This is a genomic window from Kosakonia sp. S57, assembly GCF_016516575.1.
In the GTDB taxonomy this organism is placed as follows: domain Bacteria; phylum Pseudomonadota; class Gammaproteobacteria; order Enterobacterales; family Enterobacteriaceae; genus Kosakonia; species Kosakonia cowanii.
On record NZ_JACVUL010000004.1, the window covers coordinates 132187 to 149212 of the forward strand.

Consider the following 17026-nt stretch of genomic DNA (forward strand, 5'->3'; position numbering starts at 1 on the left):
CCATAAGCACCCAATCGGGTGCTTTTTTTATGGACACATTATGGAAACGATCACTGGTGCAAAGGGTGGCAGCCAGAAGCAGCATACGCCTGTAGAACAGCCAGATAGTGCCCAGTCGATGGCGCGCTGCCGCATGCTGCTGGCGCTTGGTGAAGGGGAATTCGCAGGCGGCCTGGATGCAACTCGTATTTTTCTGGACGGAACGCCGCTGGGCAATGCCGACGGGACGATGAATTTTGAAAACGTCACATGGGATTTCCGGCCGGGCACCCAGACACAGACCCCGATCCCTGGCTTTGCCGCGGTCGAGAATGAAACCAGTATTGGCGTATCGCTGATGAAAGTTGTCCCCTGGACCCACGCGCTGAGTAATACCCAGATTGATGCGGTGCTCGTGCGCATTGGCATTCCCGGCCTGCAGCAACAGCAGAATAATGGCGATATCGTTGGTACGACTGTCAAATATCACATCGACCTGGCCGTAGACGGCGGCGCGTTCTCGACGGTTATGACCAGGACCGTCACCGAGAAGCTCAGCTCGCTTTATGAGCTTACCCACCGCATCAACCTTCCTAAAGCAACTACCGGCTGGCAGATTCGCGTGGTACGCGATACGGACGACAGCACCAGCCAGATGCTGCAGAACAAAACGCAGGTGCAGGCCATCACAGAGGTTATTGACGCTCGTCTTCGTTATCCTCACACAGCACTGTTGTATGTTTCGTTCAATGCAAAATCATTCAGCAATATACCGAAAATCTCCTGTAAACCGAAGGGGCGCATCATCCGAATCCCCTCAAACTACGATCCGTTAGCCCGTACTTACAGCGGCACCTGGGATGGCACGTTCAAGTGGGGATGGTCGAACAACCCGGCATGGATCTGGTTCGACGTTCTGACCGAACCACGTTTCGGCCTTGGCCGCCGCATCACGGCGGATATGCTGGATAAGTGGGAGCTATACCGTATAGCCCAACGTTGCGATCAGAAGGTGCCCGACGGAAAGGGCGGCAGCGGCACCGAGCCGCGCTTTATATTTGACGTTTATATACAGTCTCAGGCCGACGCATGGCAGGTGATCAAGGATATCGCCGCCGGGTTCAATGGGATGACGTTCTGGGGCAACAACATGTTCAACGTTGTCTCTGACATGCCAGCGGATACGTCGAAACTGCAGATCCTCACCCGCGCCGCAGTGATCGGCAAGCCGGTCTACTCAAGCGGCAGTGAAAAGACCCGTTTTTCCAGTGCACTGATTAATTTCAGCGATCCGGACAATCACTATCAGGATCGAACTACGGCTGTGATGTTCCCGGACCTGGTGAAACAGTTCAAGTTTAAGCAGACGCAAATCACAGCGATCGGCTGTACGCGAGAGAGTGAGGCTCAGCGTCGTGGTGGTTGGGCGGTGTATTCCAACTCTCTTGACCGCATTATCACCCTACAAACTGGGCTTGATGGCTATGTCTATGTGCCGGGCACGGTGTTTGCCTTTGCCGATGAACGCCTTTCTGGTCGCGTGTACGGTGGTCGGGTTGCCGGGTACAACGGCGGGCTGAAGGCTGTGACAACTGATCGGGGCACCAGCGCGGTTGCTGGCGACACGCTGATGATTCGCACGCAGGGTGGAACCGTCGAAAGTCGGGTTATCCAGGCTGTAAATGGTACGCAGCTTGTGGTGTCCACGCCCTTCAAAGCGGACCCTTTGCCGAATGCAGTATTTGTTATAGACGCCGGGCAGTTGAGATTACAGTACTTTAGAGTAACTAATCTGACGTTCAATGATGAGGAAAATACCTACTCCATTACCGGGGCAGAATATAACTCCTCTAAATATGACGCGGTTGATAATAATGCCCGACTGGAGACGCCGCCGATCAGTCTGATTCCGACCGGGCTTGTTAATCAGCCGACTAATATCCAGGTATCAAGCTTTGAATCCGTAAGACAGGGGCAGCGAATTACTACACTGATCGCATCCTGGGATGCGCCACTGGATAAAAATGGCAAGCCTCAGGCTGATGTTATCTCATACCAGATGCAGTGGAAGCGTGGAGATAATGAATGGATTAATGTGCCAGAAACAGGGCTGCGCAATATAGAAGTACCCGGCATTTTTGAGGGTGACTATCTTGTACGCGTGCGTGCCATCAACTCAGGAGGGGCTTCAAGTCTGTGGGCCTCTTCACTGCTGACACACCTTAAGGGGCGCGTGGGCAATGTTCCAAAGCCGGTAGGGCTGTCAGCGTCAGAGGATGTCGTATTCGGTATCAATATCACCTGGGATTTTCCGGAAGACACTGGCGATACGCTGAGCACGGAACTGCAGTACAGCCTAACCGCAGACGGATTAAACCCGATGCTGCTGGCGGCTGTACCTTACCCGCAGAAACTCTACCAGCAGATGGGTCTCAAGGCCGGGCAGGAGTTCTGGTACCGGGCTAGGCTTGTTGACCGTACCGGCAATCAGTCAGCCTACACCGACTGGATCCGCGGCCAGTCCAGCTCCGATGTGACCGATATTACAGAGGCCGTACTCGAGCAGATCAAGGATACCGATCTGTTTAAAGACCTCATCGAGAACGGCGTGGAGAGCAGCCAGGCGGTCGCGGATCTCGCTGAGGCAGTTAAACAGAACGCAGCCGGTCTGGCTGCAGCGGCAGGCGCAAACCGCCAGACGGCAGAAGCCATTATCGGTAATGCTCTGGCGATCGCGGATGTTGTTGTCCGGCAGTCAGCCCAGCAGGGCGCTAACTCGGCGCGGTTCGAACAACTTCGCGAGGTTATCGCCACCGAAACCGAAGCGCGCGTTACCGATGTGATCCGCCTGGAGGCAAAGACAGATCAGAACGCCGCCGGTATTACCGAAGTGCGCCAGGCGCTGGCTACTGAGGAGGAAGCGCGGGCAACGGCGGTAGATGAGCTGACTGCGCGGACCAACAAAAACGCAGCAAATGTCACCGCGCTGACGCAGACCGTGACGGATCTGGACTCGTCCACTGCGTCGCGCTTTGAGGAAATTTCAGCAGAAATAGCTGGCATTGATGGCAGTGACATCAGAGGGGGGATTCAGAGCAATTCCATTGCGCTGATTACCACCACGCTGGCGCAGGTCAGTCAGTCCACCCGAATGAGCGTGCAGTACGGTGCTAACGCCGCAGGTATCCAGCGTGTTGACACTGTTATGGCAGATGCGAGCCAGGCCGTTGCCGAGTCGCTCAGGACGCTGGATGCCAGCGCGGGCGGCGGCACGGCAAATGTCACTGACTTTGCGAAAACGATGGCTGATTTCTCACAGGTCTCCGCGACCAGAATCAACTCCCTGTCAGTGACGTTAAACGGTCAGCATGCGGCGATTGTCCAGAATTCGCAGGCAGTTGCTGATATCAGCGGTAACCTTTCTGCGATGTACAGCATCAAGGTGGGTGTGGATGCCAATGGCCGCCAGTATGCTGCAGGGATGGGGATCGGTGTGCAGAACTCGCCTTCAGGCATGCAGTCGCAGGTGCTCTTTCTGGCCGACCGTTTCGCCGTGATGTCGCAGGCAGGCGGAACGGTAAGCCTCCCGTTCGTGGTGCAGAACGGGCAGACCTTCATCAACGAAGCCTTTATCAATTACGCGTCAATCACGCTCGCCAAAGTGGGATCGTGGTATTCCGCCAACTATGTGGCCGGTCAGACCGGGACCATCATGAAGGCGGACGGGACGTTTGAGGTCAACGGCGCGGTATCGGGCCAGGGGCGCATGCAGATAACGAACAACCGCATCATCTCTTTTGACGCACAAAACCGGCCGGCAGCCGTTATGGGGCAACGCTTATAATGCAGATGTTTATTGCAGGTACCAGCTTTGACGCCATCAACGCCATGGCGGCCAGTTATGTTCTGGATGTCATTACCATCACCGGTGCCGGGAGTAAGACCTACTCCCTTGCCGGGGTGGAACTGACGTATGCCATCGTGAATGACTTTATGGGAGGGCAGTTTACCGGGGCAACCTACAGCGTCAGTGTCAGCGGCTTGACGGTATCATGGAACGTAAATAACGCCGTCACCCTGATTGTGTACGGCAGCCCGGTGGCGGGCACACAGAGCGACTACTTTGGCTTTCAGCTCTTCCAGTACCTGAATGGGGTGAGGACGGTCAAACTGGCACCTAATTATGTCCCGTTTTGCCTGCGGGAAATCATCGATGTGCCTGCCGGCGCTCGAACGGTGCAGACGCAGGTTCCGGCGGGTAACCCGGTCATGTGCTTTCACCGGCACACCGGGGCGGCAATGGACATTAGCTGGTGGAAGCCCGCCACGGCAAACGGGTATCACGCGCTGCAGTTTCCCACGGATGGCAGCAATCAGACCGGGTGCAGGGTGTATGTGTTTTCGAATATTCTCGCGAACATTCCGGATTACGGGTTCTACCTCTACCGCGACGGGCAGATGGTCTGGCACAGCAACTGTCTTCCCCTTCAGGTTATACCGCTGACGAACGGGGATATCACCAGCGACACGCCGCTGGCGGTATCTTCCAGCGTCACGGCGCACATCTTCGTTCCGCAGGACCCGGCTTATCCGACGGGGTACAGCAATTTTATGTGTGCATCAGCGGGAAATGACGGGACCCGGTATAAGGTGCAGGTGGGAAAAGTATTCCAGAGCACCTTTATCAGCAGTCCCGACGAGGGCAGGCGAATGCGGGGGTGGGCATGTGGTGGTGTGGGGTATATCGAAACGCAGTTCTATGACCAGTACTACAATTATGCCCTTGGCCTGGCCTGATGTTATCACTCCGTCAGCGGCAGCCTGTCGCAGGACGATGTATCAGTAAACGCACTCCGTTCAACCCACTGATAACCAAAGCTGCCGCCGGAGAGATATTCGGTGGTGCTGACCGGTTTTCTTATGCCGAATACCGGTACCGCCACCCGGCTTTTCATCACCACCGCCCCGTTATAGCACAGCGGCGGCGTGTTGCTTGCGCAGCCTGATGCCATTAACGAAACCAGCACAACCGCTGCAGCGTTAATCATTTTCATCTTTATTCCCTGAACAGTATGGATGTCAATCCATTCTATTGGCCGCCTGGTCAGGCTCTAAATAGATTAAACAGATCAATATTTCCTGATTGATCGACTTTATCGATCGTTTATACGCGCGCCGTATTCTGGCGCCATGCCCGGAGAAAACAATGATTTACACAACTGGCTCCATCGCGGTCAGCGGCAATACCCTGACCGGCACCGGCACGAATTTCACACAGGCAGGCTCTCTTATCCGTAACGGCTGCACGGTGCTGGCACTGACAAGCCCGGTACAGGCTTTTCAGATCACTGCCATTAACAGCGCAACCAGTCTCATGGTAACCCCGGCTGCCAGCCCGGCCGTTCCGGAGGGTACCAAATTTGCCATTCTGCTGAGCGACAGCCTTTCTGTTGACGGTCTGGCACAGGATATCGCTGAAACTTTCACAATGTACCAGCGCTACATGGGCGGATTTGCCGATGTGATGAACGGTGTTGGTGACGTGACAATCACCATCAACGGGCAGCCGGTCACCGTGCCCGGCCAGAAATCGCTGGCGAAGAAGGGGGCCAACTCAGATATCACCTCGCTCAGCGGGCTGACTACCGCACTGAGTATTGAGCAGGGCGGTACCGGAGCAAAGACGAAAGCGGATGCACGCCAGTCGTTGTCAGCCGCCTCATCCGGGGCCAACTCAGATATCACCTCTCTTGGCGGGCTGACCACAGCGCTGAGTATCACGCAGGGCGGTACCGGGGGGAAAACAGCGTCAGATGCCCGCAGCGGTCTCGGGCTTGGGAGCGCCTCAACGAAAAACACCGGAACAAATCCGGGTGAGGTGATGGAGGTCGGCGCTTTTTCACTCGGAACTGACCTTTCATCAGCGCCAACCAATTCAGGGCTTTACCCGGTTAACCGGTTTATCCAGATCCCCTCTGCTGGTGGTAATAACCCTGTACCCGGTACAGGAGGCGTGGGGCTCAACTTCGCCCTGAGCGCCAACTATGGTTTCCATCTTCTCGCATCCATTGGAGGAACAGCCAGGCTGTTTGGGCAAAGCGTCAACACCCAGGCCGGGTTTGGCGCGCGGGTGGAATTTTACAGCACAGGTAACACCACGAGAGCTGCAGACGGGTCAATCAAGGCAGCGTCGCCGATCGTTCGTATTGTGAAAGGCAAAGAGGACTGTACCCGTCCTGATATCGACGAGGCAGACTTCGAGTGGTGTGGCGCAGGCGTGGCGAATGCCGAAGCTGAGGGCGTTACTCTGACCCGTGAAGCGACGGGTGTATACCTTCTCAAGGGCTCTGCTGGCCTGGCTAAGTCCGGGTGGCAAATTTCGCCGCCGCGCGACCCGCAAGGTTCTGGCGATATGGGCATCGTGGAAGCAGAGCAGACGGAGGATGGCTCGCTCATCATTCGACTCTATAAGCGCCGTTATGTCCTTTCCGATGACGGTGACATCGAACTGCAAAAAGGCGTAGCCATCGACGTACCGCCGACGAGCTGGATCGATGTGCGCCTGGATATGCCGGAAAACAGCATCTGGAATCAGCATGCTGAGAGAGCCCCGGATAAATAAAAAAGACCCGCCCTTCGGGTCTTCAGGTAGCGTCGGGGCGGGGCAAACACTGGTACACACAGCAGTTCTTATTATTTGCTCAGGAAACTTTGCAGGTCATAACCTTATGTCCGTTCAGCATATGATGATAAAAAAGACCCGCCACGCCTGTGTCAGCCAGGGCTGAGCGGGCCAATTTTCGAATACGCGTTTTCTTATTTTGATTAAAATATATACTATCTCCTGACGTCAACAAGCGGGTAGGCACAAAATGCAAAATCCCGCTCAGAAGCAGGCTTTGGCAAGTCCAAGGTCAGATATCGGGCAGGTAAGTTATGGAACGAGATGCAGAGATGGAAGCGATCTACGCCGAGGTAAGCAGGGTAATTGGCAGGGCAGTGATTGTGCTGAAGAGCTCAAAAAGGATTGTAAGCCCGCAAATGATAGATTATATCCTGCAGGAATATGAAGATCAGGAAAAGGATAAGCGCATGCTGAAGGTGTACGCGATTGCGAGAAAGATTATGCGCGAGCCATAAAAACCGGCACGGTGGGCGGGTATTAATACTCGTAGCTTAGTCGCTACAGCGATGTAGTGAATACCCTTGCATGTTATTCAAACATTAATCGCCAGTAATACGCTGCTTTTTCTCGCGCTGAAACTTATGATAATCCTCGCCACATTCTGCTGAGCAGAATGCAGTCTCAGCCACTACAGGCTCATCCTGGCACCAGATACAGTTACCCGTATTGCTGACAAGCCGCGGTTTTCTTGCAGACATTGATGCCTCAAGGTGAGCTTCTTCGCGTTGTTGTGCAAGATCCACTTCATCCAAATTATTTTCCTCAGTATCTGTGTAAAACTGTTGTCTTCAACATACAAGCAACTATGTCAGACCACAACTCTGTTGTTCTGACTGGAGGGGGCATTGCAACGGCCGTTGGCTAATCGCGGGCGTTGTATCACTGCACTGTATGTTTTCCCGTTCATGCCGATAACACGACTGAAGTAAGGCATCTTCTTTTCCCACAACGAGAAAACATATGAAAATATCTGTTCGGCTTGCATCAGGCTTCGGTCTTATTGTTTTGCTTTTTATACTCTGCACCGGCATTTCACTCCACGCCCTGTGGCAGGCGCGTGACGGAATGGACGACACCGTAAACAACAAGATGAAGCGCTATACTTTGGTACTGGACATGCGCGCAGGTCTGCGTGACATGGCCATTGCCGTACGCAATCTTGCACTGCTGAACGACCCTGCACAGATGCAGCCGGAATGGGAGCGGCTTGTCTCACAGCGCGAGGCCTATATCCGGAAGCGCGAGCAGCTTCAGAAGAGCATGTCCGATAACGTTTCTGAGAAGGGAAAGGCTGCGCTTGCAAGCGTTCTGTCTTCTGAGAGCATCGCTCTCTCCACGCTGATGGAGGCCGGAAAGCTGGGCATGGATAACCAGCAGCAGGCGGCCACAACATTTCTGATGAATACCGCGCGGCCCGCCCAGAAAACTTTGCTGGATGCGCTGAATACGCTGACTGACATTGAGATGCAGCTCAGCCGGGATACCGTTGCGGAAAACAGTGCCAGCACTTCACAAACTGCATGGATACTGACAGTGATGGCTGCGCTATCAATCCTGCTGGCGACAGGTACATGTTTACTGACCATCCGCGTGCTGATGCGTCAGCTGGGCGGGGAACCAGAGCAGGCCAGAGCGCTGGCAGCCACTATTGCGGCAGGTGACCTGACCACGACGGTAACACTGCGCCGGAATGACACGACCAGCCTGATGGCGTCGCTTGACGGCATGCAGGCAAACCTGCGCGGGCTGGTATCACAGATTAAAGATTCTGCCGCCTCAGTGGCGATGGCGGCGGACGAAATTGCGCAGGGTAATACAGAGCTGTCCTCACGCACGGAACAGCAGGCAGCGGCCCTGCAGGAAACAGCCGCCAGCATGGAGCAGCTCACTGCCACGGTGAAAAGCAATACGGCCGGTGCGCAGCAGACTGCAGACTCAGCCCGTGAGACCGCTTCCCTTGCCCGCGTCGGTGAAACGGAAATGCAGCGTATGTCTGAAACTATGGACGCCATTTCGCAGAGTGCGACAAAGGTGAGGGATATCACCACAGTTATCGAGAGTATCGCTTTCCAGACAAATATTCTCGCCCTGAACGCTGCTGTTGAAGCTGCCAGAGCCGGTGAAGAGGGCCGGGGCTTTGCAGTGGTGGCCGGGGAGGTCAGAACGCTTGCCCAGCGTAGCGCAACAGCTGCCCGGGACATCAAACAACTGATTGAGCAAGCTGTTGATCAGGTGGAAAGCGGCGTGGAAGTTGCAGCAGGTACGGGCCAGAGTATCCTGAAAATTGTGGGTATGGTAAGTGAACTGGCTGCGGCCATGGATAACATTTCGTCGGCTTCATCAGAGCAAATGCAGGGTATTTCTCAGGTCAGCATTGCTGTGAACCAGATGGACGGGGTAACACAGAATAACGCTGCGCTGGTTGAGGAATCTTCGACTGCCTCGCAGTCACTGTCGGAGCAGGCGCACGCGCTGCGCGGCATGGTTGAAACCTTCAGAGTATAAATTATGGTAAAAGCGGCGGGTGTGCTCAATTACGGTTCACAGCCGCCGCTCTTCTGTAAGCAGGCAGGATTGCACACTGTCCTAACCGCTTTTCGGCAGAATGATTTATGCTGGGTATGTAAAACAGCCAGTTACAATAAGGATAAAATCCGCTATGCATGACAAGTACCGGCGCGTTAGCGAAATCAAGGCGCAGACGGATGAGTTGCTTACCCAACTGAGCGAGTGCGAATACCGGACGTTAGATACCTGGGCTAACAATCTGGCACACCTACGGGTGACTTTTGATTTATTTAGCCCTTTTATGACTGACGATCCTGACTTTCTGGCCTGGCTGAATCAACACGATCCCGTAATGGTCTCGGAAATCGCCATGACAGGCAGAGCGTTGATGGCCCTGCAGAACTTTTTCAGGGTGGCATTAAAGCAGACTCAGTAATATGAATCTCAGGCGTTGGTTTAGATTTTCCCAATACAATTGTCACGGAGCATCCCTGCATTACAGCTTCCCTTTTGCCTACTGGTGTCGGCTTGTCTGAGGTAAGCCAGTGGCCACAGGTTGTTCATGCCCGGGCGACCACCGGCGCATTCTACACAGCCGTTATTTTGAAAACCAGTCATCGGCTGATTCCCATGTCTCCTGCAGTACACCCTCCACGAAAGCTTAATCCCCAGGACATAAAGTTAGTAATGAAAAAAGCCCCGGCGACGGGGCAGTTACATTCCGCGCCTGTCTGTTGCAGGCTACGGGGCTGTATTAATTTTAGCAAAATTTTATGTGCGCAATAAATTTGATTGCCGAGTAAACCGTTCACAAAAATTAAACCAGCCGCAGCATCTACAGTGCCATTCCAATCACTGCATTTACCACTGTTGACGTAGCGAACACTCCACCGACTATCAGAAAGGCTTTATTCTTCCTTGTTAGGCCCAGTGCCAGAAGAACAACAGCAGTTACGAAGAAGGGTATAGCAATGATACTGAACGTGTTCATGGAGCTCCTGCCTTAATATGGGCTAATAAAAATTTATGAGAGGTATATATAGTAAGGGCTTCCCTTTAACAGCTTCCGTTTTGCCATCTGGGCCGGTTTGCCAGACGTTTTTTCAGATTACCTTGAGAAAGTGACTTGCGATAGGTGGGATTTTATCAGGGGTGGCTCACCCTCTAAACGTATTCAAGATCCAGTGGGTAGCCATTGGCCACAGGTTATTCATGCCCGGGCGACCACCGGCGCATTCAACACAGCCGTTATTTTGAAAACCAGTGTTCAGCAGATTCCCACGTCTCCTGAAGCACACCATCCACGAACGCTTTATACCCTTCCTCATCAATGATGCCAGGACGGGGGAGTTTGACGATTGTCCGGTGATGTAATTTGTCAGCCGTTTTAACTTCATTTCCCTTTGACAAATTTCAGGCATAAAAATACTAGCCGTAAGAGGCTGGTTTAATCGGGGAATTTTGGTCGGCACGAGAGGATCTAAACCTCCGACCCCTGACACCCTAAGACAAAGGTTATATCGAGCCGCTTAGTGCCAGAAGCGGAAGTAGCATAAGAACTTGTATGTTAAATCCGACCGTATATGCTCCTGAAGTTTGGGATACAAAAACCTCAAAGCGGCGTGTCAGACCGTTGTCAGGTTACTGTCGGGTTATGATCGTGGTCGTGCAGGATTGTCTGGACAACACTGTGCGCTGACCACCTTCCATCCGGAGAGATAATATGAGTAATACCAACAAATTTAGATCGCTGCGTCTTTCGCGAGCATGGTCCCAGGAACAGCTTGCCGAACTGTCCGGACTGAGTGTGCGCACGGTGCAGCGTATCGAGAATGGCGATCAGCCCAGCCTTGAAACACTGAGCGCCCTGGCAGCTGTATTTGAAGTGAGCGTTGCGGTTCTTTCTGAACCTGATGCGCCTGGCGATGACGCGCTCGACCAGAGAATTGCCGAAGCTAAGAGTAACCTCGCTGAGGAAGGCCGTTTTTACCGGTCGGTTATTACAGCTATCGTTGTCTGTGCGCTGCTGCTTGTTATTAACCACTTTACGGCTCCGGCCAGCGTATGGTCATTGTGGGTAGCGGGGATCTGGTTTGCATTGCTGGTTATTCGTGGCATGAGGTCGTTTGTTTTTCGCGGGCTGATCAGCCGTTGGCAACAGAAGCGGCTACGGCAGATGCTGCGGCGATAACCGCGATTCGCAACAGGGATGTTATGTTCAGCAGAGTGAATAAACCCAGTATTCATTAGTTAAACGTCCGCTCGGACCTTGCCGCGACCGCATGTCCGCTTCGTGCCAGAAGCGGACAATGCTGAAATCACTATGTACCAGTTAATGCGTGGCAAGTAACTCATTAGGGGATAGGCATAAGTTGCCAAAAGGGGTCATCTGCTAACACCGTCAATGGAGATTTTGGGTGTTCGTACGCTAAGTTACGGTTGCTTTACAAAGCAACCTCGGATGCATTATCAGAAAAATTACAAATTGCACATGAAATCATGAGAAACCATACTCATGCTTGTGTTTTCGCTCAGCACAGAAGCTATCAATGTCAAGCGTGCTATATGTAACCAATTGATTTTATTATTTAAATTTAGCATTATCCTTGGTGATACTAATTTAATTGATATCAAAACATATGTGTGGTCAGCTAAGTTTGTGATTTAGATAAGATTCATTTTAAGGTTAGTAAAGTAAACTGTGGTTTACTAACACGACACCAGATAGAGTCTAAAAGAGGGATTTATAATTGGGTACAATTCGCACAGAGGTATATGAAAGTATTTTATCTGAATTTCCTGAGCACAGGGATTTTTTGACTCCTTTTTTAAATGGTTTTTACGTTACTTGGGGAAGGAAGCGTAGAGAGTATAATACGGATTTATTTATATATTTTCTTTCGCCAGATGAACATTTTAAGGAATCATATGGTCTAGATAATGAAATATTATTGGTTTATGCTCCCTATACTAGAATGGAACCGCGAACAATACAAGCTATTGAGCAAATAATGTCTACATCTCCCGCAAAAGGAAGAGTAGAAACGTTAAGTTATTTTCTCATCACCGACTGTGACGAAATGGATGAATGGCTTGACGGATATTTATCATCAAGGCAAGAGTCTAGGATCATCGTTCCTTTTTTAAAGTCAGATTTATTTGAAGCTAAGAAAAATGCAGATGACTGGTTTGTAAGGAATAAACTTAATAGCCAATATTTTGGCCGTGATCTTTTTAATTATACTTTGCCACTGATTGATGATGCTTACTTTTTTGGTCGTCAATCAATCATGATGGAATACTACGACTCCGTAAAAAGACGTGAGAACAAAGCTGTTTTTGGGTTGCGTAAGACTGGTAAGACTTCTTTTTTATACAAACTCAAAAGATTATGTGAGAATGAAGGTACGGCTGATGTTTTTTATTATGACTGCAAAGTCCCACATATTAGAAAATCACGTTGGTTTGAATTTCTAGAAGATATTGCCAAAGAAATATCAGAAAGATTTGGAATTGTTTTCAAAGAGCAATATACTGAAAGAACCGCATCCAAACACTTTGAAAACCTCATTAAATCTCTGTTTGCACAACATAAAAGAATGTTATTTATTCTTGATGAAATAGAGTATATCTCATTTGTGTCCCCGAAAGATGTTCATTGGGAAGATGACTATATTGAATTTTGGCAAACTATGTGGTCATGTCAAAGTCGATATAAAACATTATCTTTCATATTGGCAGGCGTGAATCCCAGTGTAGTTGAAAAAGATCTAGTAAATGGTGTGCAGAACCCATTGTTTGGCATAGTTTCTCATAAATATTTAACTGGATTAAATCTTGATGAAGTTCAAACAATGCTAAAAAAATTGGGAAAACGTATGGGCATAAGATTCCAACATGATGCCTGTAACGAAATTTTTAAATGGTACGGTGGCCATCCATTACTAACTAGGCAGGCTTGTAGTTGCATTAACACTTTTCTTTCAAGCACCTGTGACAAGCCTATAGATGTAACTTTTAAAGAGTTCAATGAAAACAAAGAGCATATTGATAGAGAATTAGTTTTTTACAGCGACCATGCTGTCTCTGAAATAAGACAATTTTATCCTGACGAATATTATTTATTTGAACTCTTATCCATAGATCATAAACTTGATTTTAAAGAGTTATCTCGCGATTCTGCAGAGATTAAACACCTAATAGGTTATCAATTGATACGAGAAGAAAATAGCTCATATGAGATTAACATCCCTGTCATAGCTAAAAGAGTTGCGTTAGAATCAAAAAGAATAAACGCGCGGGATATAGTATATCCTATAGTCGCAAAAGAAAATAGAAACTTATGGTTAGTGCGAAGATTGAATGAAATTTGCACAGAGATTAGGCATCTCGAGAGATTCATTAAGAAAAGTAATCAAGATTTATTGTTTGGTCCTAACTCATTCCCTGAGGCTGATCAAATCAAATTGATAAATGTCGCTTCCGATGAAAGCACTTTTTCCTTTTTCATTAATGTCCTTAATAGGTGTTTTGTTGAGTCAATTGAAGTTTATGGGAAAAGTATAAATATCAATGATTACTACTGGGATAACATAAAAAATAGCTACACTGAATTTTGGAATGTTTTGGATAGGGTTAAAGTCTATAGAAATGAGAGAGATCATTTGCACCTAAACAAAACGAACATAGATAAACTTGACTCATATTTAAAAGAGGATTTTGAAGATAAATCCTTTTCGCAAGTGAAAGAACCTTACTTTGTGTTACAACAAAGATTATTGGACCGCATGTTGCTGGCGGTACTGAATGAAATTGATAGATATAATTAATTTATAACTTTATCATACTTTAATATAAGCGAATCAGAAGATTCGCTTATTGCTTGATTGACTAAGTCAGTATTAAGACAAAGCTAAGATTTGCCATCTTAATAGCAATATTGATGTCCGCTTCTCGCTCATAGCGGACTTCAGCTCCATGTCAGTCCGTTTTTTGCCAAAAGCGGACGTTGCTGACCTCAGTTTGTATTGGTTTACGGGGAGCAGGTCAGCTTGGCTGATGAAGCGCAAAATCCTTTCTCCGCGCAACACCACGCGGTTGTCAGATCTACCGATCGTCAAAGCTAATTTATAGTGACTATGCCCGTCGGGATGGCGGGTATTTTATTGATGGAGTTTCACCACTAAAATTCCACGTCGAGCCCACGAATAAAGTAACAAGTGTTTGATCCCAAAAGTATCTAATGGTAAGTGTTGGTAAGATAAAAATGGGCTAAAAACGAGGGTAAGCGTTTGATATTTAAAATAATATAATCCGTAGACCATAAACAGGAATCGTATTCGGTCTTTTTTTATCTCTCTGGAATATGGCGTTTAATCCTTGGGCGTCTAAATGTTTCCTGAAATCTCCTGAAAACGCCATATTCTGTTTGAACCATAACACAATCAGATAAGCAGGCGTCTTGCTAATTACAATGTATTTATGACCAGGTAAAATCTCAATGCTGTATTAAACGCATGTCTCCAGTCTGCTTAACTTGTTGAATGTTATTGTAAATTTCTTTTTTGTATATTAAAAGATAATAGAATTACAAGATGCTTCGACAAAGTCTTTTGTACAGTTACTCGTGTAATGCTTTCATCGGTTTATTATTTTAAATCAAGTTGTTAACTCTAAAACTTTGCCAGCGAAACTTTTTCTTCCATAGCGATTAGAGTATTCTTCTATCACGTGTCAAATTAAGGAGAATAAAATGAAGGAGTTAAGTGGCGCAGCTTGGGTGAATAAGTTTGAAGGTAGCACCTCGACTCAAACATTAAGCTACCCCTTTCGTACGAATGTTGAACAGTTTTTGGCGGCGCTTAATGACGCTGGAGCAAGGGTAACGATAGCAGCTACTCTTCGACCGCCTGAAAGAGCTTACCTTATGCACTGGTGCTGGAAAATAAGCCGAGGATTAGTTCGCGCTGCTGACGTGCCAGCGATGGACGGCGTAGAAATTGAATGGGACCATGGAAACGATGCAAAGAGTCTGCGTGAGGCCAATGCAATGGTAGCAGCTTATGGTATGACAGGATTGAATGTTGCTCCGGCATTACGTAGTCGACATACGGAGGGCAGCGCGATAGATATGAATATTTCGTGGACGGGCGATCTGCACATCACTGACAAAAATAATAATGAAGTCATAATTAGAACGCCTCCAAGAGATGGAATGAATACAGAACTTCATCAAATAGGCCGTAGTTATGATGTCATTAAATTTCATGGTGGTGCCAGGGATAAACCTCATTGGTCAACGGACGGGAGATAAAATGAAAAAATCTATGGTAGCGGGAATATTGGTGTTACTCACAGTAAGTTGTACTTCTGCGCAGGCTGATGATATGCAGGCAGATATCAAAGCGTTCCAGGCCAATGCTGAAAACTGTCAATATCTTGCCGGTGAATGGGACAGCTCATTACCCAAGAGCCGACAAAAAGAGATTGAAGTCGAAGTGGATAAATACTGCAACCTTGCGCGTAAGCAGCAAGAGCAGCTTAAAAAGAAATACAAAACTAGCAAGCAAGTGGAAGAGGTAATCTCGCAGTACGATCTTTAATGACAGCACATTATCGTTTTCCATTACTGTAACCTCTGGCGACAATGATAGTTCACAATGTCGCCAGAGGTTACAGTTCCTTCCTTCAACAGATATCTTAAACCCCTCTCTGTTTTTATTATGAGTATGTTGTTCAAAGGACGACGGCCTTCCACTGCACGTTATGTTCGAACACTTCCATGACTCGTTACTACTGTCATCTTGTTTAATCCTGCAGATGACAATTTCTTTTTTCATAACGCTACTCTCAAAACGTTCATTCGTTCAGGGGATTGCGTTGCCTGTTTTCTATACTGAAAAGAGGGGGGAATTATGTATCAACGTATCGACGGCGCACAGTGGCGACATATCTGGCTGGTGGGGGATCTGCACGGCTGCTATCAACGCTTAATGCAGGCGCTGCGGGAGCGTCACTTCGACCCTTATGAGGATCTGCTGATCTGCGTCGGCGACCTGATTGATCGCGGCCCGCAGAGTTTACAGTGCCTGGCGCTAATTAATCAGCGCTGGTTTATCACCGTGCGCGGGAACCATGAGCAGATGGCTATCGACGCTCTGCGGGAAAACAACCGCGCGCTGTGGCAGATGAACGGCGGCGGCTGGTTTGCAAAGCTTAATGAAGAGGAGCAACTGCGGGCGCTTGATTCTCTGCATAAATGTGCGCAGTTGCCCTATATTCTTGAGCTTCAGACATCCGGCGGGCTGAATGTTATTGCCCACGCTGATTACCCGGCGAGTGAGTATAGCTGGCAAAAAGAGGTGGATAGCGAGTCGGTGCTGTGGCGGCGGGAGCGGCTCAACCAGCTTCTGTGCGGGAAAGGGGAGCGCATTGCAGGCGCGGACGACTTCTGGTTCGGGCATACACCGCTGAAAGCGCGCTTCGATGCCCATAACCAGCACTATATCGACACCGGCGCGGTGTTCGGCGGTGAGTTAACGCTGGTTCAACTGCAGTAGTTAAAAGTCGCTATAGTCGCGCGCCGGGTGCCAAAAGCCATCGATAAAATCTTCTACGGGAAAACAACCGCCGTGACGCATACGCTGATCGTCCATCGCAGCCAGGCACTGTTGCTCACTATTAAAGACATCAACCACGATGTCGTCACATCCACCGTCCAGGTAGCAAACAAATAAGACCAGCGCGAACATTCCATCCTCGGTTCTGTACAACGTAACGATAAGTGTAGGGGATGAATGGGGGCAGGGGAAATCAGGCAGGTAAATAACCCGTCTCACGGACGGGTTCACATCA

At 49.4% G+C, this 17026-nt stretch carries 16 protein-coding genes; 12 read left to right on the forward strand and 4 right to left on the reverse strand.

Annotated elements, in window-relative coordinates:
- Positions 1–40: 40 nt before the first annotated feature.
- Entirely contained in the window at positions 41–3823 is a 3783-nt protein-coding gene (locus tag IAE48_RS05415) for a phage tail protein (RefSeq protein WP_200133723.1), read from the forward strand.
- Positions 3823–4776 (forward strand): hypothetical protein, encoded by a 954-nt coding sequence (locus tag IAE48_RS05420; RefSeq protein WP_200133724.1) that lies wholly within the window; start codon positions 3823–3825, stop codon positions 4774–4776. The genes IAE48_RS05415 and IAE48_RS05420 overlap by 1 nt, the downstream gene beginning before the upstream one ends.
- Positions 4777–4781: 5 nt before the next feature.
- Here the strand turns inward: IAE48_RS05420 and IAE48_RS05425 are convergent, their stop codons facing one another.
- Positions 4782–5033, reverse strand: coding sequence for a hypothetical protein (locus IAE48_RS05425; protein ID WP_200133725.1), 252 nt, complete (start codon positions 5031–5033; stop codon positions 4782–4784).
- 152 nt (positions 5034–5185) lie between these two features.
- Here IAE48_RS05425 and IAE48_RS05430 point away from each other — a divergent pair, with 152 nt between their 5' ends.
- Positions 5186–6601, forward strand: a complete 1416-nt coding sequence (locus tag IAE48_RS05430; protein WP_200133726.1) for a phage tail protein — start codon at positions 5186–5188, stop codon at positions 6599–6601.
- Between the two features lie 314 nt (positions 6602–6915).
- Positions 6916–7119 carry a DUF2767 family protein gene (locus IAE48_RS05435; protein WP_094419628.1) on the forward strand — a complete coding sequence of 68 codons (204 nt, stop codon included), beginning with the start codon at positions 6916–6918 and terminating at the stop codon, positions 7117–7119.
- A gap of 84 nt (positions 7120–7203) precedes the next feature.
- On the opposite strand, the gene IAE48_RS05440 is transcribed toward IAE48_RS05435, so the two are convergent.
- Positions 7204–7416, reverse strand: a complete 213-nt coding sequence (locus tag IAE48_RS05440) for a hypothetical protein (protein ID WP_200133727.1) — start codon at positions 7414–7416, stop codon at positions 7204–7206.
- 208 nt (positions 7417–7624) lie between these two features.
- Here IAE48_RS05440 and IAE48_RS05445 point away from each other — a divergent pair, with 208 nt between their 5' ends.
- Together IAE48_RS05445 and IAE48_RS05450 are read left to right on the forward strand one after the other, a co-directional pair.
- The gene (locus IAE48_RS05445; RefSeq protein WP_200133728.1) at positions 7625–9169 is read left to right on the forward strand and encodes a methyl-accepting chemotaxis protein; all 1545 of its coding nucleotides are present in this window, start codon (positions 7625–7627) and stop codon (positions 9167–9169) included.
- A 154-nt stretch (positions 9170–9323) separates the two neighbouring features.
- On the forward strand, positions 9324–9608 hold the full coding sequence (locus IAE48_RS05450) for a hypothetical protein (RefSeq protein WP_187802809.1): 285 nt from the start codon (positions 9324–9326) through the stop codon (positions 9606–9608).
- A gap of 162 nt (positions 9609–9770) precedes the next feature.
- Here IAE48_RS05450 and IAE48_RS24290 read toward each other — a convergent pair whose 3' ends face one another.
- Positions 9771–9827, reverse strand: coding sequence for a DinI-like family protein (locus IAE48_RS24290; protein ID WP_200133799.1), 57 nt, complete (start codon positions 9825–9827; stop codon positions 9771–9773).
- A gap of 1068 nt (positions 9828–10895) precedes the next feature.
- On the opposite strand from IAE48_RS24290, the gene IAE48_RS05460 reads away from it, so the two are divergent.
- From IAE48_RS05460 to pphA, 6 genes are all read left to right on the forward strand, one after another.
- The gene (locus tag IAE48_RS05460) at positions 10896–11363 is read left to right on the forward strand and encodes a helix-turn-helix domain-containing protein (RefSeq protein ID WP_200133729.1); all 468 of its coding nucleotides are present in this window, start codon (positions 10896–10898) and stop codon (positions 11361–11363) included.
- Positions 11364–11922: 559 nt separating this feature from the next.
- Positions 11923–14001, forward strand: a complete 2079-nt coding sequence (locus tag IAE48_RS05465) for an ATP-binding protein (RefSeq protein WP_200133730.1) — start codon at positions 11923–11925, stop codon at positions 13999–14001.
- Positions 14002–14149: 148 nt separating this feature from the next.
- Entirely contained in the window at positions 14150–14305 is a 156-nt protein-coding gene (locus IAE48_RS24210) for a DUF4113 domain-containing protein (protein ID WP_200133731.1), read from the forward strand.
- Positions 14306–14924: 619 nt separating this feature from the next.
- Positions 14925–15485: a peptidoglycan-binding domain-containing protein gene (locus IAE48_RS05475; RefSeq protein WP_164483611.1), complete on the forward strand. Its 561-nt coding sequence runs from the start codon at positions 14925–14927 to the stop codon at positions 15483–15485.
- A gap of 1 nt (position 15486) precedes the next feature.
- The gene (locus IAE48_RS05480; RefSeq protein ID WP_318528705.1) at positions 15487–15774 is read left to right on the forward strand and encodes a hypothetical protein; all 288 of its coding nucleotides are present in this window, start codon (positions 15487–15489) and stop codon (positions 15772–15774) included.
- Positions 15775–16086: 312 nt separating this feature from the next.
- Positions 16087–16731 carry a protein-serine/threonine phosphatase gene (gene pphA / locus IAE48_RS05485; protein ID WP_200133732.1) on the forward strand — a complete coding sequence of 215 codons (645 nt, stop codon included), beginning with the start codon at positions 16087–16089 and terminating at the stop codon, positions 16729–16731.
- Here the strand turns inward: pphA and IAE48_RS05490 are convergent, their stop codons facing one another.
- The gene (locus IAE48_RS05490; protein WP_023480173.1) at positions 16732–16923 is read right to left on the reverse strand and encodes a YebW family protein; all 192 of its coding nucleotides are present in this window, start codon (positions 16921–16923) and stop codon (positions 16732–16734) included.
- Between the last annotated feature and the right edge of the window lie 103 nt (positions 16924–17026).

Bases quoted from the DNA above. Each gene is read 5' to 3' on its own strand.
- IAE48_RS05425 (WP_200133725.1), bottom strand. From the start codon at position 5,033: ATGAAAATGATTAACGCTGCAGCGGTTGTGCTGGTTTCGTTAATGGCA.
- IAE48_RS05450 (WP_187802809.1), top strand. From the start codon at position 9,324: ATGCATGACAAGTACCGGCGCGTTAGCGAAATCAAGGCGCAGACGGAT.
- IAE48_RS05490 (WP_023480173.1), bottom strand. From the start codon at position 16,923: ATGTTCGCGCTGGTCTTATTTGTTTGCTACCTGGACGGTGGATGTGAC.
- IAE48_RS05420 (WP_200133724.1), top strand. From the start codon at position 3,823: ATGCAGATGTTTATTGCAGGTACCAGCTTTGACGCCATCAACGCCATG.
- IAE48_RS05415 (WP_200133723.1), top strand. From the start codon at position 41: ATGGAAACGATCACTGGTGCAAAGGGTGGCAGCCAGAAGCAGCATACG.
- IAE48_RS05435 (WP_094419628.1), top strand. From the start codon at position 6,916: ATGGAACGAGATGCAGAGATGGAAGCGATCTACGCCGAGGTAAGCAGG.
- IAE48_RS05460 (WP_200133729.1), top strand. From the start codon at position 10,896: ATGAGTAATACCAACAAATTTAGATCGCTGCGTCTTTCGCGAGCATGG.
- IAE48_RS05475 (WP_164483611.1), top strand. From the start codon at position 14,925: ATGAAGGAGTTAAGTGGCGCAGCTTGGGTGAATAAGTTTGAAGGTAGC.
- IAE48_RS05445 (WP_200133728.1), top strand. From the start codon at position 7,625: ATGAAAATATCTGTTCGGCTTGCATCAGGCTTCGGTCTTATTGTTTTG.
- IAE48_RS05430 (WP_200133726.1), top strand. From the start codon at position 5,186: ATGATTTACACAACTGGCTCCATCGCGGTCAGCGGCAATACCCTGACC.
- IAE48_RS24210 (WP_200133731.1), top strand. From the start codon at position 14,150: ATGTCAGTCCGTTTTTTGCCAAAAGCGGACGTTGCTGACCTCAGTTTG.
- IAE48_RS05480 (WP_318528705.1), top strand. From the start codon at position 15,487: ATGAAAAAATCTATGGTAGCGGGAATATTGGTGTTACTCACAGTAAGT.
- pphA (WP_200133732.1), top strand. From the start codon at position 16,087: ATGTATCAACGTATCGACGGCGCACAGTGGCGACATATCTGGCTGGTG.